We start from the raw sequence: 24,022 nt of genomic DNA on the forward strand, positions 1-24,022 counted from the left end.
CGCGTCGTTTTCCCTTCGGTCGCGCCCTCGTGGGCGTCCGCACGCCGTCGACCGCCGGGGCCGCCAGGTCGCGCTGCGGTCCGCGGTCGGTGCGGATGCGTTCGAAGGAACAGAACCGGCGCTCGCCGGAAACTGGGCGGCCCGACGGCGACCAGTTCCGCCCACGCCCGGTGTCAGTAGGTGGAGAGGCGACCAGACGGCGGTGGCAGACACGGAGGTGGCAGATGTCGGCGGAACTGCTCCAGCGGGCCCGCGACGGTGACCGCGACGCGTTCGCCGACCTCGTCGAGCCCTACCGCGGCGAACTGGCCGTGCACTGCTACCGAATGCTCGGTTCGCTTCAGGACGCGCAGGACGCGGTGCAGGAGACGCTGCTGTCCGCCTGGCTCGGCCTGGCCGGCTTCGAAGGACGATCGTCGGTGCGGACCTGGCTGCACCGGATCGCCACCAACCGGTGCCTCAACCTGCTGCGCTCGTCCATGCGGCGGCCGACGACCACGTCGCCGCTGCCCGCGCCACCGCCCGAGCCGACCCACCTGGGTCCGGAGCCGACGCACCTGGGTGAGGTCCCATGGCTGCAGCCGTATCCGGACGCCCTGCTGGAGGGGCTGCCCGACGAGGCGCCGGGACCCGAAGCCCAGTACGCCTCCCGCGAGGCCGTCTCGCTCGCGTTCGTCACCGCCGTCCAGCTGCTGCCGCCAAACCAGCGGGCCGTCCTGATCCTGCGAGACGTGCTCGGGTACCGCGCGAGCGAGACCGCCGACCTGCTCGGGCTCACCGGCGACGCGGTCACCAGCGCGCTGCGGCGCGCCCGCGCGACGATGGACCCGGCCCGTTCGCCTGGCCCGCCGCCGCCGGCGCCGCGCAGTCCCGAGGAACGCGCGCTGCTCGACCGCTTCGTCGCCGCCTTCACCGACCTGGACGTCGACGCGCTCGTGGCGCTCATGACGGACGACGCCTGGGTGCGGATGCCGCCGCTGCCGTTCGAGTACCGCGGCCACGAGGCCATCCGCCAGTTCTTCACCGCCATCCGCTCCCGCCTGCGGCGGATCGACCACCTGGTGCCTGTGCGCGCGAACGGTCAGCCCGCGTGGGGCGAGTACCTGCGCGATCCGGTCACCGGCGGCCTACACCTCGCCGGGATCATCGTGATCGATGTCGCCGGTGACCTGATCTGCGAGCTCACCCGCTTCGAGACGACGGTCGCCCCGTACTTCGGCCTGCCCCGAACCCTCGACTAGGGCGCCTTCACCCAGCGTTGACCCAGCCGCACCACCGCGCCACGGGCCGATCTTCGAGGCACCGACCGACCGGCGTTGCTGTGGATGACTGTGCCCACTCCTCACATCCCACAGGTCGCCGCCCGCTTCGGCGCGCTCAGCGGTATCGGTCAGGCCGTGACGGCGCGCAGCACCGCGACGACTACGGCGAGCGCGCCTACGGCGATCGGCGGTGCCAGGGCCGCCCCCAGAAACCGCGCCCGCAGGTGCAACACGACGGCGCCGGCCATGAGCAGCGCTGCGCCGACGGCCGCGGCGATGCCGAGGGGCGCCCGCCACAACCCGGCCACCAGGCCGACGGCGGCGAATGCCTCCGGGAGACCGACCGCGGTCCACAACCGCGGCGACACGCCGAGGCGGTCACGCAGCAGCAACGTCTGCTTGTCTGGATTGGCCTTGCGGACCGTGGACTGTGCCATCACGGCGGCGAGAAGCACGGACAGCACGGCGGTGAGAACGAACATGGAAGACCCTTCGCTATAGTGGCGGTGAAATGAGGTGAGCATGACTGTAGCGAAAAAATCGCGGCCTTACCATGCCCCGCGACGGGCAGAGCAGGCCGCGGCGACCCGAGACGCGATCATTTCGGCCGCGTCGGCGTTGTTCGCCGAGCACGGGTACGCCACCACCACGATCGCGGCGATCGCGAAGCGCGCCCGGGTCACGCCGAAGTCGGTCTATGCGGTGGCCGAGAAACCTCAGCTGCTACTGCTCGCCGTCGACCGGGCAATCGTCGGCGACGACGAGCCGGTCGCGCTGGCCGACCGGCCCGAGATGCAGGCGCTGTTCGCCACTCGCGATCCGGAGGCGCAGGCCCGGCTCGCCGCTCGGATCGGAGCGCCGACCCTGCTGCGGCTCTACCCGATCTACCGCGCGTTCGAGCAGGCCGCCGTCACCGACCCAGCGCTGCGCGAGGCGTGGCGCGAATCCCAGCGCCAGCGCCACGCCGACGTGCGGCGGGTCGTCGGTGCCGTGGCCGAGGCCGGCGGTCTGCGGCCCACCCTGTCCGTCGACGACGCCACCGACACGCTGTGGGCGCTTGTGGGCTGGCACGCGGTCGCGCTGCTCGTTGAGGAACGCGGTTGGGACCTCGCCCACCTCACCCGCTGGCTCGAAGATGTCTTCGTGTCATTGCTCGGCCCGGCGTCTGAGGGCAACCCCCGCTGAGGACGGCGTGGACGGCGTCGTCCTACCCGCGCTCGCCGCCCTCCCCAACCAGATCACGCCGCTGATCGTCTGGGACGCGCGAGAGAGGCAGCGTTCCTGGAAGGCTGTTGGGCGGCCCGCCGCGATCGTCAGCAGAATGAGGCTGGGCCGCGGCTGTACGCGGCCGTGGGACCGGTGGCGGCGAGGAGCGGAGCGAAGCGGATGCACACGGTGGGGATCGTGCTGCACCCTCTTCGCGACTCGTCTGAAGCGGTGACCGCCATCGTTGACTGGGCCGCCGGCCGCGGTGCCCAGGTGCTCGGCGTCGAGGAGGAGATCCGGCGGTTGGGATGCGCCGCCCTTCCGGTGCCGGCGGCGGAGCTGGGCGGTCGCAGCGACTTGATCGTCAGTCTCGGCGGCGACGGCACGATGCTGCGGGCGATGCGGCTGGCCGACGGCGGACACGCGCCCGTGCTCGGCGTCAACCTCGGCAGGCTGGGCTTCCTGGCCGAGGTCGACGTACCCGACCTGCCCGACGCCCTGTCCGCGATCGACCAACATCTGTACACGGTCGAACCGCGGCTCGCGGTCGACGCCGAGGTGCACGGCGAGACGGTCACCGCGTTCAACGACGTCGCGGTCGTACGGGTACCCGGTCACGGCATCGCCGCGGTCTCCCTGCTGGTCGGCGGCCGGCCGTTCGTCAGCTACGCCGCCGACGCGGTGGTCGTCGCCACACCGACCGGATCGACCGCCTACAGCTTCTCCGCCGGGGGGCCGATCGTCAGCCCGTCGGTCGAGGCGCTGCTCGTCACCCCGGCGGCGCCGCACTCGGCGTTCAACCGCGGGCTCGTGCTGTCGGTGCAGGACGCGCTGGCTCTGGACGTTCTGCCGACGAGTGGCCGGCTCGCGGTCGAGGTCGACGGCCGCGTGTCCGGCTACGTCGAGCCGGGCGCGTGCGTCATCCTGCATCCACGGCCCGCCGCGGCGCACGTCGTCCGCCTCGGCCGGACGACGTTCTACGAGCGCGCGCAGCGCAAGCTGCGGCTGATGGGATCAGCCGAGGTCGAGCCTGCGCCGGCCCGGCCGCGCGACGGCCGTTCCACACCGTCATGATCCGCTGACCCGCTGACCCGGCCGGGACATCGACACGTCCCACGCGGGGTGGCGACGCAGGGCCGGGTAACCCGAGGTGTCGCTGCTCTCGTCGACCCCGCCATGCGCCTGAACGCCGGTTCGCCGCGGCCAGGCACCGCGGTCGACTGGCCGGGCTGGGGAATGCTTGCGGTGTGGTGCCGAGCCCTGCCGCCGCCTCATGACGAGCGACCCGCCCCGGCCGCCGGTTCCCGCGCCCGCTGGCCCGAGCCGGATCGGCGCGGTGTTCGGCGTCGCCCGCCCCCGCGGACGGCTGCGGATAGCCGTGGTCTGCGCGGTCGCGTTCGCCGTGCCGTTGACCGTCGGTGAACTTGCCGGAAAGCCGCAGGCCGGACTTCTGGCGACGTTCGGCGCCTTCTCCGCCGCGTACTTTCCGGACGCGGCCCTGGCCTTCCGGGCCCGGGCGCTACCGGTGATCGGCGTTGGCCTCGCCCTGTCCGCCGCGATCGGGGTGACGGCGGCGGGAGCCAGCTGGACGATCGCGGTGGGGATCTCCGGACTGGCGGCCTTGGCGACGCTACTCGTGCGCGCGTTCGACGTGCCCGCGCCCGGGGCATACCCGTTCGTCATCAGCTGTGCCGTGGCGACGCAGCTTCCGCAGGACGTCGAGCAGCTCGGCGAACGCGTCGCACTCACGCTGGCCGGTGCCGGTTTCGCCTGGCTGCTGACGATATCCGCGTCGTTCCCGGACCGGCACGGGCCGGCGCGGCGGGCAGCCGCGAAGGCCCTGACCAGCCTCGCCGACATGCTGGAGGCGATCGGTACGCCGGACTACGACTCCGCGCGGCACAACGCCGCGCAGGCCGTTCGCCTTCTCAGGACGGTGCTCAGGGAAGGCTCAGGGCAGGACAGGAGCAGGCGAGCGCTGTCGACGGTGGCATACGGGGCGCAGCACGTGTTCGACGCGGCAGTCTCCTACGCGACCACGACCCGGGAACCGGTCCCACCGGTTCTCCCCGCGACCCTGCGTGAACTGGCCGCCGGGATCCAGGTCGGCGCCGGTGGCACCGGTGCCACCGGCGCCGACCTGGTCGACCAGAAGCGGGACCGTGCCGATCTGCCAGGTGTGGGAACGTCGGCCTCGAGGGCGCGGGCTGGCCTCTGCGCGGCCGTCGCCGGGCTGGCTCATCCCGCGCCGGACCGGCCGTCGGACCGACCGCCGGCCCCACTGCTGCCCTCCGCCCGGGCCGAGCGGCGCCGGCGGCTGGACCGGGAGGCGTTGGCCTGGCCGCTGGCGGCCCGGGCCGGTCTGGCCGGGCTCGTCGCGGCGGCGCTGGCGATCGCCGCCGGGGTGGACCACCCCTACTGGGCTCCGGCCGCCGCGGCCACGGTGGTGCAGGGGACGACCGTCCGCTCCGCCGGCCGGCGGTCACTGCAGCGAGCCGCGGGCACAGCCATCGGAGCGGTGGTCGCGCTGGGCATCCTCAGCGTCCAGCTGCCCGCCTGGTGGCTGATCGTCATGATCGCCGTGTTGGAGGGGGCCGCCCAGATCCTCATGGCCGCGAACTACGCACTGGCCACGGTGCTCATCACACCACTGGCCCTGATCCTCGTGGAGTTCGCCAGACCGGGCACGCCCCCAGCCGAGCTGGTCGCGCCACGACTGCTGGACACGCTGCTGGGATGCGCCGTCGGCCTTGTCGTCGTCCTGCTGCTCTGGCCGCACGCCGCCGAACGCAGGCTGCCGAGAGCACTGGCGAACTCCCTCGACGCTACCGGCGACCTGCTCGTCCTTCGGCTCACGGCAGGCGGTAAGAACCCAGGCGACGCCAGTCGCGCGACGGGAGTCGCCGCTGCCCGTGAACGGCTGGAAATGGCCCTCGCGCGGATGACCGCCCTGCATGTCGACGCCGAGGACGAGCGGATACGCGGACCACGGACGGCCGACCTGCTCTGGCCCGCTGTGGTCGCCGCCCGCCGGCTCGGCTATCTGGTGCTGGCCGATCCGGCCGGTCTCCACGGGCCGCTGCCCGCCGGACCGGCCGCCGTCCGCGCCGCGTTCCAGGCGTGCGCCGACGCGATGACCGGCCGGCCGGGGGCCAGTCGTCCGGGGGCCGGCGAGGACCCGATGTCCGCGCTGCCCGCCTTCACCCCCCTGCGGACCGAGTTCGCCGCCCTGGCCGAGGCGGTGACGGCCGCCCGCGCGGCCGGAGCGCTACCCCCGCCCGGTCCGCGTTCCTGACCCGGTCGAAAAGAGCCGATACGTACTCGGGTTCGAACGGCGTGCACTCCCAGCTAAGCCCTCAGCCGATGCAGATCCGACCGCCTGTCACCCGTGTGCATGCCACCATCCTGGCCACTTGTCCGGTATCAGCCGCAGCACCATCGTTCCTGATCGGTGTGCCGGGAAGTCTGGTCGGCGGTCTGGTTCGGATGCTGACTCCTGGAGGCCCGGATGGCCGGCACGTTTTCCTCCGACAGGGCTCCCAGCGAAACGGCTCCCGGCGACGCGGGATACCCGGGCGGCCCTCGGAGCTGGTGGCGCCCCGAGACACGGGTCGCGGTGCTCGCGCTGGCCACGGCCCTGGTCGCGGCGGTGGTGGTTGCTGGTTTCTCCTGCCGGGGCCTCTGGGCCTACCACCACGCGCGCGCCCGGGCGACCGCGCAGGCGAACGGCACGATCACGGCCGTCAGCTCGGATGGGACGATCCGGCTCCGCTGGACCGATGGCGCGGGTGTGGCCCACACACGGTCGGTCGACGTCGACGGCCCCCGTGCGGTCGGCGAAAAGATCCGCATCGCATACGACCCGGCGGCGCCCGCTCGGATCTTCCCCGCGGACTCCGGGGACACCTCCGCCATCACGCGCTATTACCTCGAGCTTGCGGGCGCGGTCATCCTGGCCGTCCTCTATTCGCTCGTATGGACGGCCCGGTTGCTGCGGCTGCGGTCAACCGGCCAGCCAGGCCGGCCCGCGGCGGCGACCCTCTGGTCGGGCAAGGCATCCATGTTCAGCCGTAGTCCAGGCGCCGGCCCGAGCACCTGGCTCCGCCTCATCGAATCTCCGGGTTCGCCCCACCGCGGGGAACGAGAACTCGGATGGCAGCGGGTCATGTGGAACCCCGCGCTCGAACGACTCGAGCCGAGGACTCCCGTCACGCTGTCCGGCTCCATGACCACTCGCAGCCTGCTCGCGATCACGCTGCCCGACGGCACCCGGCTGTTGTCCATCGGCCGTCTGCGCCGTCGGCGACCGGACTGGCGATGGAACCTCGACCGCAGGCCGGCCGCCGACGGCCGGGCCTTCAAGCACCGTCGAGTCGTACCCGCGCTCTCCTGGGCGCTGCTCGGCGCGACGACCGGCGGGGTCGCCGTCGGTCTCGTGTCCGGGCACTGGATGTACGCCCCCCTTGGCGTCATCGTCGGCGCCGCGTATCTCGTGAACGCCTGGGCGCTCACCGGCGGCGCGCCCAGACTGCCGCTCCTCTGATCCCCGGCTACCCACGCTGTCTGGCCCATCACGCATGACCGGTATAGGCCGCGGTCTGCCTCTACGGGCAGCTCCGGCTGTTCCGCGAGGAGGTCATGCCGCTGGTCCGGCGCAGGCGGCGGTCCCGGTCGCGCAGTCGGCGCTGTGCCAGTCCCCTGCCGAGTAGAACAGCGTGAACGTCCCGTCGCGGGCGAGCATCGCGGGGCCTTCGATGACGCCGTGCTGCCACGGCAGGTGTGGTCACCCAGCTCGCCGCGGTCTCCCGCGCTCTCGACCGCGCGGGATTCAAGATCGTCGCTAGCGGCATGCGTCAGTGCATGACGGCCAGTGCCACCGACACTGCGCCCATGACCGAAGCCGAACTTTAAAAAGCTCTTCCTCGCACTGGCCTGACACCGGACCAGCCGCCTCGCCGAGCATCGCGATTTTCGCGGCGTCAAGGCCGGCACCGCGTCCGCCGATGACCCCGGTCGGCGTTCTCCCATCAGCGAGCGGCACGAGCCAACGCCCGTCACGCCCACCTCGTCATCTGTCCCGGCCGATGGCGGTGCGGGTGGTTGGTGCTCCCGGATCGGGTGACGGCGTGGGTGGTGCAGCCAGTGGCGGGGGCGGTGCGCTCAGACGGTGGTGGGGGTGAAGGCCTGCGCCCAGGCGGTGTATCCACCGAGCAGGTCGGACACGTCGCCCCGTCCGGCGGCACGCAGCACGCTCGCCGCGACGGAGGAGCGGTAGCCCCCGGCGCAGTGCACGACGACCGGCCGGTCGACGGGCACCTCGGCCAGGCGGCGGGCCAGTTCCGCGAGCGGGATGTGCAGCGATCCGTCGATCGCGCCCAGCGCGCGCTCGCCCGGGTTGCGCACGTCGAGCACGACGGGTGCGCCGCCCTGCTCGGGCTTCCGACCGATCGCGTCCCGCAGCTCGTCGGCGGTCAGCCGGTTGGCCGGGACGATCYGGCCGGGCGCGGCCCCGTCGGCCATCTCACGGAAGGCGCGCTCGGGCTCGCGCAGGTAGCCCGTGGCCTGGTCGAAGCCGATCCGGGCGAGCCGCACGACGATCTCCTCCTCGCGGTCGGGTGGAGCGATGACCAGCACCGTGCGGCCCGGTTCGACGACCATGCCGGCCGTCTCGGCGAACCGACCGTCGGCTGGGACGTTGAGCGAGCCGCGCAGGTGTCCGTCGGCGAACTCCCGCGGGTCGCGGGTGTCGACGACCAGGGCGCCCTCGGCGCGGGCCGCGAGGAACTCGGTGGTGGTCATCGACCGCGGCGGCGCCGTCGGGTCGAAGACGGCGTGGTCCTTGCGGTTGAGGACCGCGTCGAAGACGAAGTAGCCGGGCGCGGACGGCTGACCGCCGGTGACGAGGGTGAGGAACTGTTCGACGTCCATGGGCAGGCAGGCGTAGTTGGTGCGACGTTGACCGCCGATCGTGGAGGATCGTTCGGTGGACAGGTTCTTGCCGCAGGCCGAGCCGGCCCCGTGGGCGGGGAAGACGCGGACCTCGTCGGGGAGGCTCATCAGCTTGCGCTGCACGCTGTCGTAGAGCATCCGGCCCAGCTCGTCCGCGGTGACTCCGAGCGAGGCGAGCAGGTCGGGGCGGCCGACGTCGCCGATGAACAGCGCGTCCCCGGTGAGCACCCCGTAGGGGACGGCATCGGCGGCGTGCTCGTAGACGAGCACGCTGATCGACTCGGGCGTGTGGCCCGGGGTCTCCATGATCTGCAGGGTGACGTCGCCGAGGCTGATCCGGTCGCCGTCGGCGAGCTGGCGGATCGGGTATTCCGTGACGGCGCGGCGGCCGTAGCCGATCCAGGCACCGGTGGCGGCCGCGACCTCCAGGTGGCCGGCGGCGAAGTCCGCGTGGAAGTGCGTGTTGATCACGCCTTCGATGGTCAGCTCGAGCGTCTGGGCGTCGGCGAGGTACTCGGTGATGTCGCGGCGCGGGTCGACCAGCACGGCTCGGCGGCTGCTCTCGTCGGCGATCAGGTACGAGGCCTGGGACAGGCAGTCCAGGTAGTACTGGCTGAACAACACGATGCGTTCCCCCCTTCACACTCGGTCAACTTAATACCCATGGGGGTATCAATCGAAAATCGGCGACCTTCATTCCGGGCCGGCGCGGGTGGGCGGCGAGTTCGGACCTTGCGAGTGGTGCGGCCTCGGCGAGTCTTGCGCAATTTCGATCATGCGGACACGCGCCTCGACGAGGGTCCGCCCACTATACCCCCAGGGGTATAGTGGCCTCATCGTCGGCCACGTTCGAGGGCGTCATGGGACTCGCGCCACGTCCCTGGCGTGAACACCCGGCCGGGTGCGCTTCCGGTGCCCGGACTGTTGGCGAGCCGCCCACTGCGCGACCGAACCTCCGTCGCCGGGCTTGGAGGAGATATGAACAGTTCCGAACTCACCCGCCCGGCCGGCTGGGAACTGGAGCGTCAGGTCCGGTTCGCCGCTGGCCTGATCGTGCTCGTCGGCATCGTCCTCTCGGTCCTCGTGCCCCCGGTCCGCCACGTCGCTGGGGTCATGGGCGCCGGGCTCGCCCTGGCCGCGCTCGCCAACGCCTGCCTGCTGGGCAGGCTGCTCGCCAGGCTTCCCTACAACCCGGGTGCCGCCTGCGACCTGGCCACCATCGTCGGCCAGCCGCGGAACGCGCGGACCCCTGCGTCGAGCCGGCGGTGAGCATCGCCCTGACCATCGGGCTCGCCGTCGCCATCGGGGTGAGCCTGGGCCTGCTGGGCGGTGGCGGGTCGATTCTTGCTGTGCCGCTGCTGGTGTATGTCGCCGGCCTGCCGGTCAAGGAGGCGATCGCCACCTCGCTGTTCGCCGTCGGGGTCACCAGCGCGGTGGCGGTGCTGCCACATGCCCGCGCCGGACGGGTCCGCTGGCGCACGGGCCTGGTCTTCGGCCTCGGTGGAGTGACCGGCGCGTACGGCGGCGGCCTGCTCGCACAGTTCGTCCCCGCGGGGGTTCTGCTCACGGCGTTCGCGTTGATGATGCTCGTCACCGCCACCGCGATGATCCGAGGCCCCCGCACGGTCGAGAGCCGGCAGGCGTCGCACCCGCTGCCGGTGCCGCGGGTCATCGCACAAGGCGTCGCCGTTGGCCTTGTCACCGGCCTGGTCGGCGCGGGAGGCGGCTTTCTCGTCGTGCCCGCCCTCGCTCTGCTCGGCGGTCTGCCGATGTCGGCCGCCATCGGGACCTCGCTGGTCGTCATCGCGATGAACGCCGTCGCCGGCCTGGCGGGCGCCCTGTCCCACGTGGGCATCGACTGGAGACTGGCTGGCGCGGTGACGGCGGCCGCGCTGCTCGGCAGCATCCTCGGCAGCCGGCTCGCGGGCCGGATCCGCGAGAACCTGCTTCGCCGGGCCTTCGGCTGGTTCGTCGTCGTGATGGGCGGCTTTGTCCTCGCCCAGCAGCTTCCCACCGGCGTCTGGACCGAGCAGCGGTTCTGGGCCGCGACCATGGGCACAATCGTGATCGGCGTCGTCGTGGCACGTGCCTGGAGTTCGCGACGGCGCCGGGCCCGGGGCGCCGGCAGTCGTCACCGTCGCGGTGTTCGTCGCCGTCCGATCCGCGGTCGATCCACCTGCCAGTTGACAGCGGCGGACGGGCCGCTCGGGTCGGTGTTACCGGTGAGGCGGTGTGGCAGCCTCGTGGACATGACGACGACTTCCGGGGCGTTTCCGGTACCACGGCTGGGTGGACGCGGTGTGCCTCTGGTGGGCACGTGTCGCATGTACGTGTGCGGGGTGACGCCCTACGACGTCACGCATCTCGGGCATGCCTTCACGTTCGTGTGGGCGGACGCCGCCGCGCGAGTCCTGCGGCTGACCGGGGTGGACGTAGAGGTGTGCCGGAACGTGACCGACGTCGACGACGTGCTCACCGCGGCGGCGGCCCGTCGCGGTGAGCCCTACGACCGGTTCGCCGCCGTCACGCAGTTCCGCTTCGAGCAGGACATGACGGCGCTGGCGGTGCAGCCTCCGCGCAGTGAGCCCCGCGCGCACCAGTTCGTCACACAGGTCCAACGCCTGGCCAGCGCGCTCGTCGACATCGACGCGGGATACGTCCGGGACGGCGCGGTCTACTTCCGCGGCGCGGACGCCGCGCGGCGGGCGGGCCTGTCGCAGGCGGAGGCGATCGAGCTGGCCGCCGAGTACGGCGACAACCCCGACGACCCCGGCAAGCTCGATCCGCTCGACGTCGCGGTCTGGCAGCCCTCGGGTCCCGGCGACCCCGCCTGGGACAGTCCCTGGGGTACCGGCCGGCCGGGATGGCACGCCGAATGCGCGGCCATGGCCCTGAGCACCTTCGGACCGGCGCTCGACCTGCATGCCGGCGGAGCCGACCTGCGGTTCCCCCACCACGCCTACGAGGCCGCCATGGCCGAGGCGGTGACCGGTGTCCGGCCGTTCGCGCGAGCGTGGCTGCACGTCGGCCTCGTCTCCTATGAGGGCCACAAGATGGCCAAGTCGACCGGCAACCTGGTGCTCGTCCGGGACCTGCTGGGACACACGCCCCCCGCCCACATCAGGACGATGCTGCTCGACCGCCCCTACGACACCGCCTGGGAGTACACCCCCGCGGCCCTCGACGAGGCGGCGGACAGACTCGACGCGCTGCGCGTCGCCGGCGGCCGTACCGGACGCGCCGCCGCGAGGGCCGCCGCGCTCGCCGCGCTGCTCGACGACCTGAACATCTCCCGAGCCGTCGATATCGCGATCGAGGACGGCGGGGAAGCCGCCCATCTCGTAGCCTCCGTCCTCGCCCCCGCCCTCGGCTGACGTTTCGCGGCGTCCGAGAGCGGGCTCGAGGATGTCCCAGGCGAAGCCGCCGTCGGCGAACAAGTGGTGGTACTTCGGCCCATGTTCCGACCGTGGCCGCCCTGTCCCTGTCGATCACATCGCCACGCCGCCATGCTGCCGGGCCAGCCCGGGGCCACGGCCCGGCAGCCGGGAGGGTTGCGGTGTCGCCACCGGCCCGAGGGGGGAGGCCTAGGTCATGGCAGGAGGCAACAAGGGGCTAAGATGATCTTTCGACATCGCGCGGACGCGGGCCGGCAGCTGAGCCGGCGGCTGGCACATCTTCGCGGGCACGACGTGGTGGTGGTCGGGCTGCCCCGCGGCGGTGTCCCGGTCGCCTACGAGGTAGCGAAGGCGCTGGGCGCCCCGCTGGACGTCATCCTGGTTCGCAAGCTCGGCGTCCCGTTCCAGCCCGAGCTGGCGATGGGTGCCATTGCCGAGGGCGACATACTGGTCATCAACGAGCAGGCCCGGCGGCTGGCCGACATCACCCCGGAGGAGCTCGCCGCGGTCGAGGCCCGGAAGCGAGCCGAGCTCGACCGGCGGGCACGCCTGTTCCGGGGCACCCGGCCTCGCGAGCCGCTGGCCGGGCGTGTGGTCGTCGTCGTCGACGACGGAATCGCGACCGGGTCGACCGCCTCGGCCGCCTGCCAGGCCGTCCGCGCCGCCGGTGCTGCCCGGGTTGTCCTGGCCGCGCCGGTCGCGCCGCCGCCGGTGGTCGACCTGCTGCGCCGCGACGCCGACGAGGTGGTCTGCGTCGACACCCCCGAGGCCTTCTTCGCCATCGGCCAGTTCTACCTGGACTTCTCCCAGACGCCGGATGCCGAGGTCGTCGACCTGCTGCTGCGAGCCGCGGCGACAGCCCAGCCGGCGGCGCCCAGGGCCGCCACCACGGGAACGCACCCTGACCCTCCGGCCAGCGTGGTCGGTTCGCCCGCCCGGGAGATCGAGGTGGACATCCCCGCCGTCCCGGTACGCCTGGCCGGCCGACTCACCATCCCCAGCGCGGCCCGCGGCATCGTCGTGTTCGCGCACGGCAGTGGCAGCAGCCGGCACAGCCCCCGCAACCGCTACGTCGCCGACGTGCTCACCGCCGCCGGGTTCGCGACCCTGTTGTTCGACCTGCTTACCCCGGCCGAGGAGGTCGACCGGGCCGCGGTGTTCGACATCGCCCTGCTCGCCCATCGGCTCGTGGACGTCACCAGCTGGCTGCGCGGCGAACCGCAGGTGGCCGGCCTTCCCGTCGGCTACTTCGGGGCCAGCACCGGCGCCGCCGCCGCCCTGTGGGCCGCCGCCGAACCCGACTCCCACATCGCCGCCGTCGTCTCCCGCGGCGGCCGTCCCGACCTCGCCGCCTCGAGACTGGCCGCCGTGCGCGCCCCGACCCTGCTCATCGTCGGCGGAGACGACGACCTCGTCCTCGAGCTCAACAACCAGGCCCAGGCGCAGATGCAATGCGAAAGCCGCGTCATGGTCGTCCCCGAAGCCACCCATCTGTTCTCCGAGCCGGGCGCTCTGGAGACCGTCGCCGCGCTCGCGCGCGACTGGTTCGTCCGCCACCTCGACCTGGTCGCGTCACACCGTGGCGGCTGACGAACCGCGGATACTCACCAGCACCAGCCACCCCCACCTCGGCCAGGCGGCGGCGGGCGCGAACCGGGTGAAGACCCGGTCAGGCGGCTACTGACCCGCGGCGCGCTCGTGCAGGTAGGCGACGAACGATTCCACTGTGGACAGGCGTCCGATGTCGTCTTCTGGGATGTCGATGCGGGCGCTGCGCGCGACGGTCTCGATCAGCGACAGCATGTCCATCGAGTCCAGGTCCGCGGCCCGCTGGAGGTTCGCGTCCTGGTCGATCCCGTCAAGGTCGACCTCCGGGGCGATCTCGGCCAGCGCCTCGGTCAGGAGCTGGCGGGCTTCCTGGTCGGTCATGCGGCCGCCCCTGTCGACGGTTTTCCGGTCTGCCGAGCCAGTCGGCGAGACTGGACAGGAACGCTCCGCCGCGGTGGCCGTCGCTGGCCCGGTGGTCGGCGGCCAGGGTGACGGTGACGGCCGGACGGACGCCGAGGCATCCGTCGACAGCCCAGGGCGGTTCACTGATCCGGCCGAGGCCGACCATGGCGACCTGAGGCGGGTAGATCACCGGCAGGACGCTGTCGACGCCCAGTTCACCGAGGTTGGTGACGGTGATCGCCGGGTCGGTGAGCTCGTCCCGGGCAAGCCGGCCGTGGATGCCGTTCCCCCGCCCGCGTACCGCTCGATCGGGTCGTCGAACCTGTCGGCGATGGCGGCCGCCTCCCGGATCTGGTCGAGCTGCTGCGGAGTGCGCCGCTCGGCGGCGAGCCGGGCCGCGGGCACCTCCAGCAGGTCACAGACCTCGATCATCTGGTCGACGGTCACGAGATCGACGCCCGAAAGCGGGCCGAGGCCGCCCAGGCTGGCTCGACGGTGACACCGTCGCGTTCGTCGTCCCAGGCCACGGCGCTGATCCGCCACCCGCCGGTTGTCCGGACGAGCTGCAACGTCTTCATTCCGCGGGCAGTGAAGGGGGTCCCGTCCTGCACACCGGCCTTGGCGTAGCTCCCGAGGTGCTGGGCGATGTCGCCGAAGACAAAGGTCTGCCCACGCAGCTCCCACTCGGTGAAGTCGATCAGGGTACCGCCGGTGAGCAGTTCCCGTCGGGGAGCGATGAAGCTTTCCACGTCATAGACGGCAGGCTCGCGACCACAGGTCCGCACGATCACCGCATCGGGAAGGAACAACATGCGCAGCTCGTCGAGGCGGCCGGCGCAGCCGGGACCAGAGGTGAATGCACCGAAGAAGGTCCGCACTATGCCGGCGATCGCCTCGTGGTCAGCCGTCGTGCCCGTGCCCGGCAGGTCGTCAGACAGACCATGTGCGATCACGCGGTGAGCTTACGGCGGGCGACGCTGCCAGCAGAAGACTCGTCGGATCGTCGGATCGTCGGGCGAGGTTCCGGCGCACGGCCCGCCCCAGCCGGCCCGTTCATGATCTGGTGGGATCGTCGGAGCTGGAGCTCCCAAAAGTCCACCAGATCATGAACGGCGCGGCGCCGAGGTTCGCACGCGGCAGCCGATGAGCCACGGGCGGCCGGCATCCGCGATAGGTCGGCCGCCGGCCTGGACAAGTGGATGTTCTACATCGGCCACGAGGAGTCCACCCGCGACGAGGAGCTCCGGCTGTTCTGCGAGGTGGTCATGCCGCTGGTCCGGGCCGGCTGCGGCTGACAGCCGCGCCCGCCGCGACCGGCATCTCCACGCGGCCGGCCACGGGCACGGGCACAGGCACGGTCGAGGGTGGGCGAACGGTGCCCTGGTGGAACAAACCGCCCGCCCGGCACCTACGGTGTGGCTCGTGACGGAAGCTCGGCCGGGTTCGATGGGCCGCCTCGGCAGGTTCTGTGCGCGTCACGGGTGGTGGGTGCTCGCCGCCTGGATCGCGCTCCTCGTCGCCGCGACGGTCGGTCATCGCGCCGCGGGCGGGCACTACTCGGACGACTTCCAGCTGCCCCGCTCGTCGGCGCAGCAGGGTGCCGACCTGCTCAGGGCGCACGAGCCGCGGGCGGGTGGCCTGACCGGGCAGCTCGTCTTCACCATCCAGGACGCCACGCTGCGGTCATTCTCCTCCCAGCTGACGACGGCGACGGACGACGTCGCGAGGCTGCCGCACGTCCTCGCCGTCGGCGACCCGCTGGCCGCGGCGACCACGTCGAGGGATGGCCGTACCGCGTACGCGACGGTGCGTTTCGACGTCAACCCCAGGATCCTGGGCCCGTCCTACCTCGCCTCCGTCGACCGGGCGGTCGCCGGGGTGCGGGCGGCCGGCGTCGACGTCGACTACGGCGGTGTCCTCGGCCAGGCCGCGCGGCCGAAGGCCAACGAGGCGGTCTCGGAGGTCATCGGCATCGTCGTCGCGATCGTGGTCCTGCTGGTCGGGTTCGGCAGCGTCTACGCGGCCGGGCTGCCGATCCTCACCGCTGTGCTCGGCGTCGGGACCGGCATCGGGGTCCTTGGCATCGTCGCATCGGCCACCACCTTCGCCTCCGTGTCACCGACGCTCGGCATCATGATCGGACTCGGGGTCGGGATCGACTACGCCCTGTTCCTGGCCACCCGGCACCGCCAGCTCGTCATGGACGGGGTCGAGCCGATCGAGGCCGCCGCCCGCGCCGTCGCCACCAGCGGCCAGTCGGTGCTCATCGCGGCCGGCACGGTGGTCATCGCCATGCTCGGGCTGTTCGCCTCCGGCATCGGGTTCATCGGCAAGCTCGGCCTGGCGGCGGCGATCACCGTCGCGGTGTCGGCGCTGGCCGCCACCACGCTGGTCCCGGCGCTGCTGGGACTGGCGGGGCCGCGCATCGACCGGCTACGGGTTCGCCGCCCGGTGGCCGAGGGCACCGCGGGCGGCGCCCTGGGCGACACGGGCTGGCATCGGTACGCGGCCAGGGTGGGTCGCCACCCCTGGCGCTTCCTCGGCGCCGGCGCCGCCGTGCTGGCGGTACTGGCGGTCCCGATGCTGTCGATGACGCTCGGCCACGTCGACGCAGGGGCCGACCCGACCTCCTACACCGGTCGCCGCGCCTACGACGCCATCAGCAACGGGTTCGGACCAGGCGCGAACCGCCCGTTCGCCGTCGTCGTCCAGCTCGCCGACGGCGCGCCGGCCGCCGCGGTGGCCACCGATCTCGACCGCGCGCTCGCCGACACACCGGGYGTCGCCACGACCACCCCGGCGAGGACCACCACGGACGGGTCGCTGCTCATCGCCACCGTCGTGGCCAGTACGCGCCCGCAGGACGTGGCCACCGACCAGCTGCTCGCCCGACTGCACGACCACACACTGCCCGACGTGCTCGCCGGAACTGGCAGTCACGGCTACGTCACGGGAAACCTCGCCGCGAGCCTCGACTTCCGTGACCAGGTCGCGGCGCGGCTCCCGGTCATCATCGCCGTCGTCATCGCCGCGGCGTTCCTGCTGCTGCTCGTCAGCTTCCGCAGCCCCTTCCTCGCGCTGAAGGCCGCGGTGCTGAACCTGTTCTCGATCGGCGCCGCCTACGGCGTCGTCGTCGCCGTCTTCCAGTGGGGCTGGGGCGGGTCGCTGCTCGGTGTCGGCGAGAAGGTGCCCGTCGAGTCCTACGTGCCCATGATGATGTTCGCCATCGTGTTCGGGCTGTCCATGGACTACGAGGTGTTCCTGCTGTCCCGGGTCCGCGAGCGGTGGCTCGCCACCGGCGACAACACCCGCAGCGTCGCCGACGGACTGGCCGCCACCGCCCGCGTCATCACCTGCGCGGCCCTCATCATGACCAGCGTCTTTCTCGCGTTCCTGCTCTCCAGCAACGTCGTCATCAAGATGATCGCCCTCGGCCTGGGTGTCAGCGTCCTGATCGACGCCTCCCTCATCCGGCTGGTCGTCGTACCGGCGACCATGTTCCTGCTCGGCCGAGCCAACTGGTGGCTCCCACGCTGGCTCGACCGCATCCTTCCCCGGCTCGAACCAGGAGCCGAGCCGAAGGTCGAGACCGGTACCGGTACCGAGCGAGAGACGGATCCCGCACCCGCGGCGACGTGACCGTCCCGGCGCCAGATCATCGCGTTGCTTCGACTCGTCGGCGCGCTGGCCAGCGGAACTCGCGCGGCGAAGGCCACGCGAGTTCCGCTCCGCCGGGTCAGCTGGTGGCGGCGGCCTTGGCCAGGGTCGGCTTGAGCTGGTCGAGCTGCCACGGGATGTTGAGGATGGTCGGGTTGTTCACGGCACCCGCCGTGAAGGCGTCGACCTCGAGGGCCCGTCCCGCCTTGACCGCGGGGATCTCGGTGAACAGCTTGTTGCCGGCCATCTCGGTCTTCAGGTCCGGGGTCGCGTAGCCGATCAGCAGGAAGTCCGCGTCCAACGCGCTGAGCTTCTCCATGCTCAGCGATCGGTCCACCACGTTCTCCGTGACGCCCGGCGCGAGCTTCATACCGAGCTCGGCGTAGAGCTGGACCGACACCGTCTCCGGGTCGTCGATGACCGCCAGACCACCCGGCTCGTAGTAGAAGGAGTAGCTGAACGTCTTGCCGGCCAGGCCGGGCAGGCCGGTCGCGGTGTCCTTGATGACCTTCTCGGTCGCCGCGATCGCCGCCGCGGTGTCGGCCTCGCGGCCCACGGCCTTGCCGATGATGGTGCTGTTCTCCTGCCAGGTCGCGATGCCGGCGTCGTCGGTGAAGCCCACGGTCGGCGCGATCTTGGACAGACGGTCGTAGTAGTCGGCCAGGCCGTAGAAGTTCGTGGCCAGGATCAGGTCGGGCCTCAGCTCGACGATCTGCTCGAGGTTCAGGTCCCCCGCGGTGTCGAGCGCGGTGCTCTTCGACAGGTCGACCTTCCCCGTCAGCCACGGGAAGACGCCGTCGGGCTTGTACTCGTTCTTCGCGTACGCGATCGGCGTGATGCCGAGCGTCGCCAGGGTGTCCTCCTCGTAGCTGAGCGCGATGATGCGCTTGGGCTGCTCCGGGACGACCGCGGTACCGAACTTGTCCTTCAGCGTGACCGGGAAGCTGCCCGCCGCCGCGCTCGCGGGCGCCACCGTGTCGTCGCCCCCGTCGCCCCCGTCGCTGCCGCCGCAGCCGGCCGCGAGGGCGAGCGCGATGACGGCCAGCAACGCCGCCGGGATGAGTTTCAGTCTGTTTCGCACTCGTTCTCGTTTCCGTGGGTCAGGCCGCGAGCCTGGCTGGCTCGCGGTCGCGGGTGGGGACCGCGCGGCTCGTCGACCTGGGACGCCGTCAGCGCCGTCCGTCGGCCGTCGCGCGCGGCCGGCCGGCCGCCGCGGCCTGCTCGGTCAGCGCCCGGCGGTCGACCTTCCCGCCGGCGGTGACCGGGAGCGTGGGGAGCACGGTCACGGCGCTCGGCACCATGTACTGGGGAAGCAGGTCGGCGCACCACGCCAGCACCTCGTCGGAGAACGACCCGCCCGGGGCCGCCCCCTCCGCGGCGCCCGGCGCCGACGCTGGCCCCGGCACTGGCGTGCCCGCGGGGCGGTCGGCGGCGCCCCCGTCGGCGTCGGGGACGACGAAGGCGAGCAGCCGGGGCGAGGCGGCGTCGCGGGACACCACGACCGCCGCCCGCCGTACCCGGGGGTGGGTGGCGAGGGCCGCCTCCACCTCCTCCAGCTCCAGCCGCATCCCGCGGATCTTCACCTGGTTGTCGGCCCGGCCGACGAACTCCAGCCAGCCGGCGCCGTTCCACCGGGCGAGATCCCCGGTCCGGTACATCCGCGCGCCGCCACCGGCGAACGGGTCCGCGACGAAGCGCGCGGCGGTCAGCGGCCCGTTGTTCAGATAGCCGCGGCCGAGCAGGAAGCCGGCCACGTACAGCTCGCCGACCTCGCCGTCCGGCACCGGGGCCAGCGTGTCGTCGACGACGTGCAGCTGGGTATGCGGGTTGGGCCGACCGATCGAGGCGGCGAGACGCTCGGCGCTGTCCTTGTAGATGACGTGGGAGACGCCGATCGTCGTCTCGGCCGGCCCGTAGCCGTGGTACATCGCGGTGCCGAGCTGTGCCCGGAACCGGGCGAAGAGCGCGGGCGTCAGCACCTCTCCCCCGCACCAGACATGCCGCAGCGAGGCCAGCGCGTCCGTGCCCTCCGCCGCCTCCAACAGGACGTCCAGCATCGACGACACGAGGTAGACGAAGGTGACCCGCTCGTCCTCGATCAGGTCGACCAGATATCCCGGGTCCTGCTCGCCGTCCGGCTCCGCGACGACCAGCCGGCCGCCGCAGACCAGCGGCAGCAGGATCTCGTTGATCGAGATATCGAACGACAGCGGCGCCTTGAACAGGGACGCGTCGTCCGGGCCGAAGCCGAACAGGTCCGCCACCTGCCACCGCAGCCGCTCGGCGATCGCCTCATGCCGGATCATCGCCCCCTTGGGAGCGCCGGTGGACCCGGACGTGAAGATCACATAGGCCAGCGCCGCCGGCGGAATCGGCAGGTCGAGCGGCTCGGCCGACTCGGCGCCCCAGGACCAGGCGCTCAGGTCGACCGGAACCGCCGGCACCCCGTCAACCAACCCGCCGTCAACCATGCCCCCGTCCGCCAACTCGCCGGATGCCGCCGCCGCGTCCGCGTCGGTCACGATCAGCCGGGCCCGCGCGTCGGCCAGCACCCGCCGGCGCCGCTGGTCCGGCCACCCGGGCTCGATCGGGACGAACGCCCCGCCGGCGACCATGACCGCGAGCAGYGCGACGACCATCTCCGCGGACCGGACCAGCCGGATGCCGACGATGTCCTCTGGCCCGAGGCCCCGGGCACGCAGCACCCGCGCGAGCTGGAACACCCGCGCCCCGAACTCCCGGTACGTCAGCCGCACCCCGGGAGCCACGACGGCGGTCGCCTCCGGCGTACCGCGTACCTGAGCCGTGAACTGGTCCACGACGGTCGTGACCGTGACGGGCCCGCTGAAGTCGTTGAGGTCCTGGAGCGTCGCCGGTTCGTCGACCGGCCGAGGTGACGACACACCGTCACCAGAACGCGAGCTCACCATCATTCCCATCGGTCAGCGGGAAAGATCCAGTCCGTCCCGGCACGCGGGCGGCCGGCTCCCGAGGGCGGCGGAGGCCAGGGCGACCCTGGCGCGCGGGACAGCGTAGCAAGTAAGGCTTACCTACACAAGGTAAACCTTACCTAACCAACACGGCTCGGGCAATCACGGATGTCCCCAGATGCCAGCCGACCGGGTGGTCACCGCGCGGCATCGCCCCCGCCCGGCCGCAAGACCGTAGCCTCTGCCTGAGGTCATTCATCAGCCTTGTTCGAGGTCATTCATCGCGGACATTGGGGTTTCCGTTGGGGAGTCTTCTTGCCGTCAATCTCGCCGTCGTCCGAAATGAGGCGTGGACCGGGCGGCAGGGCCGGAGCGGGATCGACAAGCGTCCCGCCAGCGGGCCCGTGCGGGTCGGCCGCGTCGGCCTGCTCGGGGACACGATCTGCGACCTCACGTTTCACGGCGGCGTCGACCGCGCGGCATACCTCTACGCGCACGAGGATTTCACCTGGTGGGCGAGCACTCTTGACCGCGATATCCCTCCCGGCAGTTTCGGAGAGAACCTGACCTCGTCGGGATTGGACGTCACCGGCGCCGAGATCGGCGAGACCTGGGCGATCGGRTCAGCGGTGCTTCAGGTGACGGCGCCGCGCATACCCTGCCGGGTGTTCGCCGGATTCTGGGACGTCCCCGACCTCATTACGCGTTTCATCCGGCGCGGCACGCCCGGCGCGTACCTGCGGGTCCTGAGCGAAGGAGACGTCGCCGCCGGGGACCGCGTCGACGTCCTGCATCGACCAGGCCATGGGGTAACCGTCGGGCAGGTCTTCCGGGCGCTCACGACCGAGCCCGACGGGCTCCCCGCCCTCGCCGGCGCCACGAGCCTGCTCGCCGAGGACGTGCGGGAGAAGGTCCAGCGGCGGCTCGCCCCGCCGGCTCCCGTCGGCCGCCCGTGATCGCATTCGTCTGGTCGTTGGCCGCCGCCTGCGCGGCGGCCGTCCTGTACGGCGGCAGCAGCGTGCTGCAGGCGCGGGCGGCCAGTCGCAGCGCCGCGGTCAGCGAACTGCTGCGAAGCCCGGCCTACGTCATCGGGCTGCTCTGCGACGGCGCCGCCTGGCTGCTGTCGCTGCTGGCCCTGCGGCACCTGCCGCTGTTCGTCGTCCAGTCGATCCTTGCGGGCTCCCTCGCCGTCACGGCCGTGCTGGGCCTCGCCGTGCTGCGCCTGCCACTGCGGCGGTCGGCCGCCATCTCGGTCGGTGTGCTGGTCGCGGCGCTCGTCGTGCTGGCCGGCTGCGGTGGGCACCAGCCGGCATCGACGAGCAGCGACGCCGTCCGGCTAGGTCTCGTCGCCGGCGCGGCGGCGCTCCTGGTGCTGGCCGTCGTGGCCCGCGGAGCCAGGGCGATAGGCCTCGCGGTCCTGGCCGGGCTGGCCTACTCCGGCGCGGCCCTCGGCGCGCGCGTTCTGCAGGGCCAGCCGACCGGGCTGCCGCGGCTGCTGGAGCAACCGTTGACCTACGCCGTACTGATGTACGGCGTGGCCGGAACCTACTTCTACGCCCAGGCGCTCGAGCGCGGGGAGGTGACGTCCGTGACCGCGACCCTGTGGTCGGTCGAGGTCGTCGTCCCCACCGCCGTGGGGCTCGCCGCTCTCGGGGACGCGGTCCGGCGGGGCTGGTGGCCCGCCCTGGTGCTGTCCCTGCTCGCGGTGCTCGGCGCGACCATCCTGCTCTCCAGGACGGAGAGTCTCGATCTCCCACGGCCATGACCGGCCGAGCACCCGCCGCGCCCTGGGTGACGTGGTCGCGTGGGCGTGCTCAGAACCTCAGGTACATGTCGTCCGGAATGATCGGCTGGTGGTAGGTGCACGATCCCGACAGCACGGTGGACCCGTGCAGGCGCGACTTCGGGATCAGGATCTTGTCACCGTCGCTCAGCTCGATCTTGTGGGTGACGTTGTTCCAGAAGTGCATGTCCCCGGATTCGATCATGACCAGCCGGTGCTCGTCGTGGACGTGCGTCGTCGACGTCTCGTCGCAGGACTCGACGAACGTGTCCAGGTCGACCTCGATCCGCTCGGCCGTGAGGTAGGCGTCGATGGCCTCGGCCTTCGCCTTGTGCTCGTCGATCGAGTCCGCCCAGGCCAGCTGCTCGGCGAGGTCCCGGTCCCACCGGCGGGCGAGGTGCGCCGCGTCGGTGAAGCCGGCGTGGAAGTCGGTCAGGGCCGCGTCGCCGTACAGCGCGAGCAGCGGGGCGAGCAGCGTGTCGACCAGGTCGTCGAGCGCGGCCGGGGTCACCGCCGGCGCCGGTGTGAAGAAGGCCGGCCGCTCGCCGAGGCCGTCCTCGACCGCGTCCGCCCAGGTGGCGGCGACGGCCGCGTCGTCGATGCGCTGGTGCACGAACGCGCCGAGCAGCTCCGCGTGCCGTCGCGGCGACCGGGACAGCTGGTGGAGATGGTTGCCGCGGGCCAGCGAGGTGTTCAGGTAGAGCTGCCAGTACGCCCCCACCCCCGGGGTGAGCCGGGCCGCGGCGAGCAGCGCCGCCCAGTCCGCCGAGCCGGCCACCCAGCGCTGGTAGTCGCCGAGGAGCAGCGCCCTGGCGCCGGGCTGGGCGAGGTCGTACTCGCCGAGTGAAGCCCAGGCGGTCGCCGCGCGCGCCGCCGGCAGGTACGCCGAGAGCTGCAGCAGCGCGAACGTCGCGGCCTCCCGCCGGTCGCGGGTGCCACGCAGCACCGCGAACGCGTCCCCCGGATGGTCCCGGCGTTCCTCCCAGTAGCCGTGCAGGGCGCGCCGGAGCCCGCCCAGGCTCGCGCCGCCCGCGTCGTCTGGCGGCGAGGGGCGCTGGGCCGACAGGTACGAGAACAGGTGGTGTTCGAGGACCGGCTGGGCGAGCGCGCCGCGCAGCCGGTTCGCCTCGCCGTAGAAGTCCGCGGCGTCGCGCTCGGCCGCCTGGTTGCGGTTCGGCGGCAGGTACAGCAGGTCCGCGTCGTAGATGTTGCGCAGCATCCGGTGCCCGAGCAGCCCCGACAGCTTCAGGACCTCCTCGGGCCGCAGCGGCCTGCCGTAGTCCAGCCAGGCCAGGTCGGCGGGGCGGACCGGTCGCCGGTACGGGTCGTCCTCGGTGGTCAGCTCCTCCCACTCGGCCGGGCGGAAGGCCGGGTTCGACGCGAACGAGCGCACCAGCGCGTGTGCGCCCGGCCCAAGCCGGGCTGCTTCCACCTGGCGGGCCAGGTCGTCGAACCCGGCCGGAGCGGCGGTGTCGAGTGGGCTGTCCGGGCTGGTGAGCTCGGCCAGCGTCGTCTGGTCCGGAGTCATCGGCTTCCTCTCCCGGCGGGGATGGTGGTTGGTGTGCTGGTCCTGGTCATCGACCGAGCCGAGGAACTCGACCTCCCCGTCGGCACCCAGCCGGGCCAGGTCCCCGGTGGCGTACATCCGGCTGCCGGGCACCGGGCTGAACGGGTCGGGCACGAAACGGTCCGCCGTCCGGCGCGGGTCGCCGCTGAAGGACCAGCCCAGCGGCAGCCCGCTGATGAACACCTCGCCGGCGCCGCCGACCGGCACCGGGTTGTACTCGGCGTCCAGGACCCGGATCTCGGTGTTGGCCTCCTGGATGGAGGGCCGGTTCGCGGCCATCGGCAGTGTTCCCTTCAGTTCCACGGTGAACGAAAAGGCGCTGG

The 24,022-nt window shown here is 72.3% G+C and carries 19 protein-coding genes and 3 pseudogenes; 13 read left to right on the forward strand and 9 right to left on the reverse strand.

Annotated features, from left to right (window positions below):
• Positions 1–224 precede the first annotated feature (224 nt).
• Positions 225–1,241 (forward strand): sigma-70 family RNA polymerase sigma factor, encoded by a 1,017-nt coding sequence (locus BCD49_RS36895; RefSeq protein ID WP_007517255.1) that lies wholly within the window; start codon positions 225–227, stop codon positions 1,239–1,241.
• 149 nt (positions 1,242–1,390) lie between these two features.
• On the opposite strand, the gene BCD49_RS36900 is transcribed toward BCD49_RS36895, so the two are convergent.
• The gene (locus BCD49_RS36900; RefSeq protein ID WP_007517254.1) at positions 1,391–1,744 is read right to left on the reverse strand and encodes a DoxX family protein; all 354 of its coding nucleotides are present in this window, start codon (positions 1,742–1,744) and stop codon (positions 1,391–1,393) included.
• 40 nt (positions 1,745–1,784) lie between these two features.
• Here BCD49_RS36900 and BCD49_RS36905 point away from each other — a divergent pair, with 40 nt between their 5' ends.
• The 5 genes and pseudogenes from BCD49_RS36905 to BCD49_RS41565 form a co-directional block, all read left to right on the forward strand.
• Positions 1,785–2,447 carry a TetR/AcrR family transcriptional regulator gene (locus BCD49_RS36905; RefSeq protein ID WP_007517253.1) on the forward strand — a complete coding sequence of 221 codons (663 nt, stop codon included), beginning with the start codon at positions 1,785–1,787 and terminating at the stop codon, positions 2,445–2,447.
• A 201-nt stretch (positions 2,448–2,648) separates the two neighbouring features.
• The gene (locus BCD49_RS36910) at positions 2,649–3,542 is read left to right on the forward strand and encodes an NAD(+)/NADH kinase (RefSeq protein WP_007517252.1); all 894 of its coding nucleotides are present in this window, start codon (positions 2,649–2,651) and stop codon (positions 3,540–3,542) included.
• Between the two features lie 199 nt (positions 3,543–3,741).
• Positions 3,742–5,763, forward strand: a complete 2,022-nt coding sequence (locus tag BCD49_RS36915) for an FUSC family protein (RefSeq protein WP_007517251.1) — start codon at positions 3,742–3,744, stop codon at positions 5,761–5,763.
• A 213-nt stretch (positions 5,764–5,976) separates the two neighbouring features.
• Positions 5,977–7,011 carry a DUF3592 domain-containing protein gene (locus BCD49_RS36920; protein ID WP_007517250.1) on the forward strand — a complete coding sequence of 345 codons (1,035 nt, stop codon included), beginning with the start codon at positions 5,977–5,979 and terminating at the stop codon, positions 7,009–7,011.
• Positions 7,012–7,247: 236 nt separating this feature from the next.
• Positions 7,248–7,404 (forward strand): annotated as a pseudogene (locus tag BCD49_RS41565) (metal-sensing transcriptional repressor); the annotation flags it as partial.
• A 224-nt stretch (positions 7,405–7,628) separates the two neighbouring features.
• On the opposite strand, the gene BCD49_RS36925 reads toward BCD49_RS41565, so the two are convergent.
• A complete protein-coding gene (locus tag BCD49_RS36925) occupies positions 7,629–9,041 on the reverse strand; it encodes an MBL fold metallo-hydrolase (protein ID WP_071042442.1) in 1,413 nt (470 codons plus the stop codon).
• A gap of 354 nt (positions 9,042–9,395) precedes the next feature.
• Between BCD49_RS36925 and BCD49_RS36930 the strand changes: the two genes are divergently transcribed.
• From BCD49_RS36930 to BCD49_RS36940, 4 genes and pseudogenes are all read left to right on the forward strand, one after another.
• Complete coding sequence (locus BCD49_RS36930) at positions 9,396–9,686, forward strand: YgaP-like transmembrane domain (protein WP_007517241.1); 291 nt, start codon at positions 9,396–9,398, stop codon at positions 9,684–9,686.
• Positions 9,683–10,436 (forward strand): annotated as a pseudogene (locus BCD49_RS46655) (sulfite exporter TauE/SafE family protein); the annotation flags it as partial. The gene BCD49_RS36930 and the pseudogene BCD49_RS46655, both read left to right, overlap by 4 nt.
• Positions 10,437–10,747: 311 nt before the next feature.
• Positions 10,748–11,791 (forward strand): annotated as a pseudogene (locus BCD49_RS46660) (cysteine--tRNA ligase); the annotation flags it as partial.
• Positions 11,792–12,034: 243 nt separating this feature from the next.
• Positions 12,035–13,402 carry a phosphoribosyltransferase family protein gene (locus BCD49_RS36940; protein ID WP_007517237.1) on the forward strand — a complete coding sequence of 456 codons (1,368 nt, stop codon included), beginning with the start codon at positions 12,035–12,037 and terminating at the stop codon, positions 13,400–13,402.
• 87 nt (positions 13,403–13,489) lie between these two features.
• Here the strand turns inward: BCD49_RS36940 and BCD49_RS36945 are convergent, their stop codons facing one another.
• From BCD49_RS36945 to BCD49_RS36955, 4 genes are read right to left on the reverse strand one after another with little or no spacing between them, the layout of a single operon-like run.
• Entirely contained in the window at positions 13,490–13,741 is a 252-nt protein-coding gene (locus BCD49_RS36945; RefSeq protein ID WP_007517235.1) for an acyl carrier protein, read from the reverse strand.
• Entirely contained in the window at positions 13,671–14,042 is a 372-nt protein-coding gene (locus BCD49_RS46665) for a 2-oxo acid dehydrogenase subunit E2 (protein WP_083401928.1), read from the reverse strand. The genes BCD49_RS36945 and BCD49_RS46665 overlap by 71 nt, the downstream gene beginning before the upstream one ends.
• Entirely contained in the window at positions 13,949–14,209 is a 261-nt protein-coding gene (locus BCD49_RS36950; RefSeq protein WP_007517234.1) for an FCD domain-containing protein, read from the reverse strand. Before BCD49_RS36950 ends, BCD49_RS46665 begins: the two co-directional genes overlap by 94 nt.
• Positions 14,206–14,715, reverse strand: a complete 510-nt coding sequence (locus tag BCD49_RS36955; RefSeq protein WP_007517233.1) for a DUF4440 domain-containing protein — start codon at positions 14,713–14,715, stop codon at positions 14,206–14,208. Before BCD49_RS36955 ends, BCD49_RS36950 begins: the two co-directional genes overlap by 4 nt.
• 493 nt (positions 14,716–15,208) lie before the next feature.
• Between BCD49_RS36955 and BCD49_RS36960 the strand changes: the two genes are divergently transcribed.
• A complete protein-coding gene (locus BCD49_RS36960) occupies positions 15,209–17,401 on the forward strand; it encodes an MMPL family transporter (RefSeq protein WP_007517231.1) in 2,193 nt (730 codons plus the stop codon).
• Positions 17,402–17,498: 97 nt separating this feature from the next.
• Here BCD49_RS36960 and BCD49_RS36965 read toward each other — a convergent pair whose 3' ends face one another.
• Both BCD49_RS36965 and BCD49_RS36970 read right to left on the reverse strand, forming a co-directional pair.
• Complete coding sequence (locus BCD49_RS36965) at positions 17,499–18,500, reverse strand: iron-siderophore ABC transporter substrate-binding protein (RefSeq protein WP_007517230.1); 1,002 nt, start codon at positions 18,498–18,500, stop codon at positions 17,499–17,501.
• An 88-nt stretch (positions 18,501–18,588) separates the two neighbouring features.
• Positions 18,589–20,358 carry an amino acid adenylation domain-containing protein gene (locus tag BCD49_RS36970; RefSeq protein ID WP_007517224.1) on the reverse strand — a complete coding sequence of 590 codons (1,770 nt, stop codon included), beginning with the start codon at positions 20,356–20,358 and terminating at the stop codon, positions 18,589–18,591.
• A gap of 293 nt (positions 20,359–20,651) precedes the next feature.
• Here BCD49_RS36970 and BCD49_RS36975 point away from each other — a divergent pair, with 293 nt between their 5' ends.
• Together BCD49_RS36975 and BCD49_RS36980 are read left to right on the forward strand one after the other, a co-directional pair.
• Positions 20,652–21,305 (forward strand): MOSC domain-containing protein, encoded by a 654-nt coding sequence (locus BCD49_RS36975; protein ID WP_007517223.1) that lies wholly within the window; start codon positions 20,652–20,654, stop codon positions 21,303–21,305.
• Entirely contained in the window at positions 21,302–22,114 is an 813-nt protein-coding gene (locus BCD49_RS36980; RefSeq protein ID WP_007517221.1) for a hypothetical protein, read from the forward strand. The genes BCD49_RS36975 and BCD49_RS36980 overlap by 4 nt, the downstream gene beginning before the upstream one ends.
• Positions 22,115–22,163: 49 nt before the next feature.
• Here the strand turns inward: BCD49_RS36980 and BCD49_RS36985 are convergent, their stop codons facing one another.
• Complete coding sequence (locus BCD49_RS36985; protein ID WP_007517219.1) at positions 22,164–23,978, reverse strand: AMP-binding protein; 1,815 nt, start codon at positions 23,976–23,978, stop codon at positions 22,164–22,166.
• Positions 23,979–24,022 lie beyond the last annotated feature (44 nt).

Origin of the sequence: Pseudofrankia sp. EUN1h (assembly GCF_001854645.1) — a bacterium.
Taxonomy (GTDB): Bacteria; Actinomycetota; Actinomycetes; order Frankiales; family Frankiaceae; genus Pseudofrankia; species Pseudofrankia saprophytica.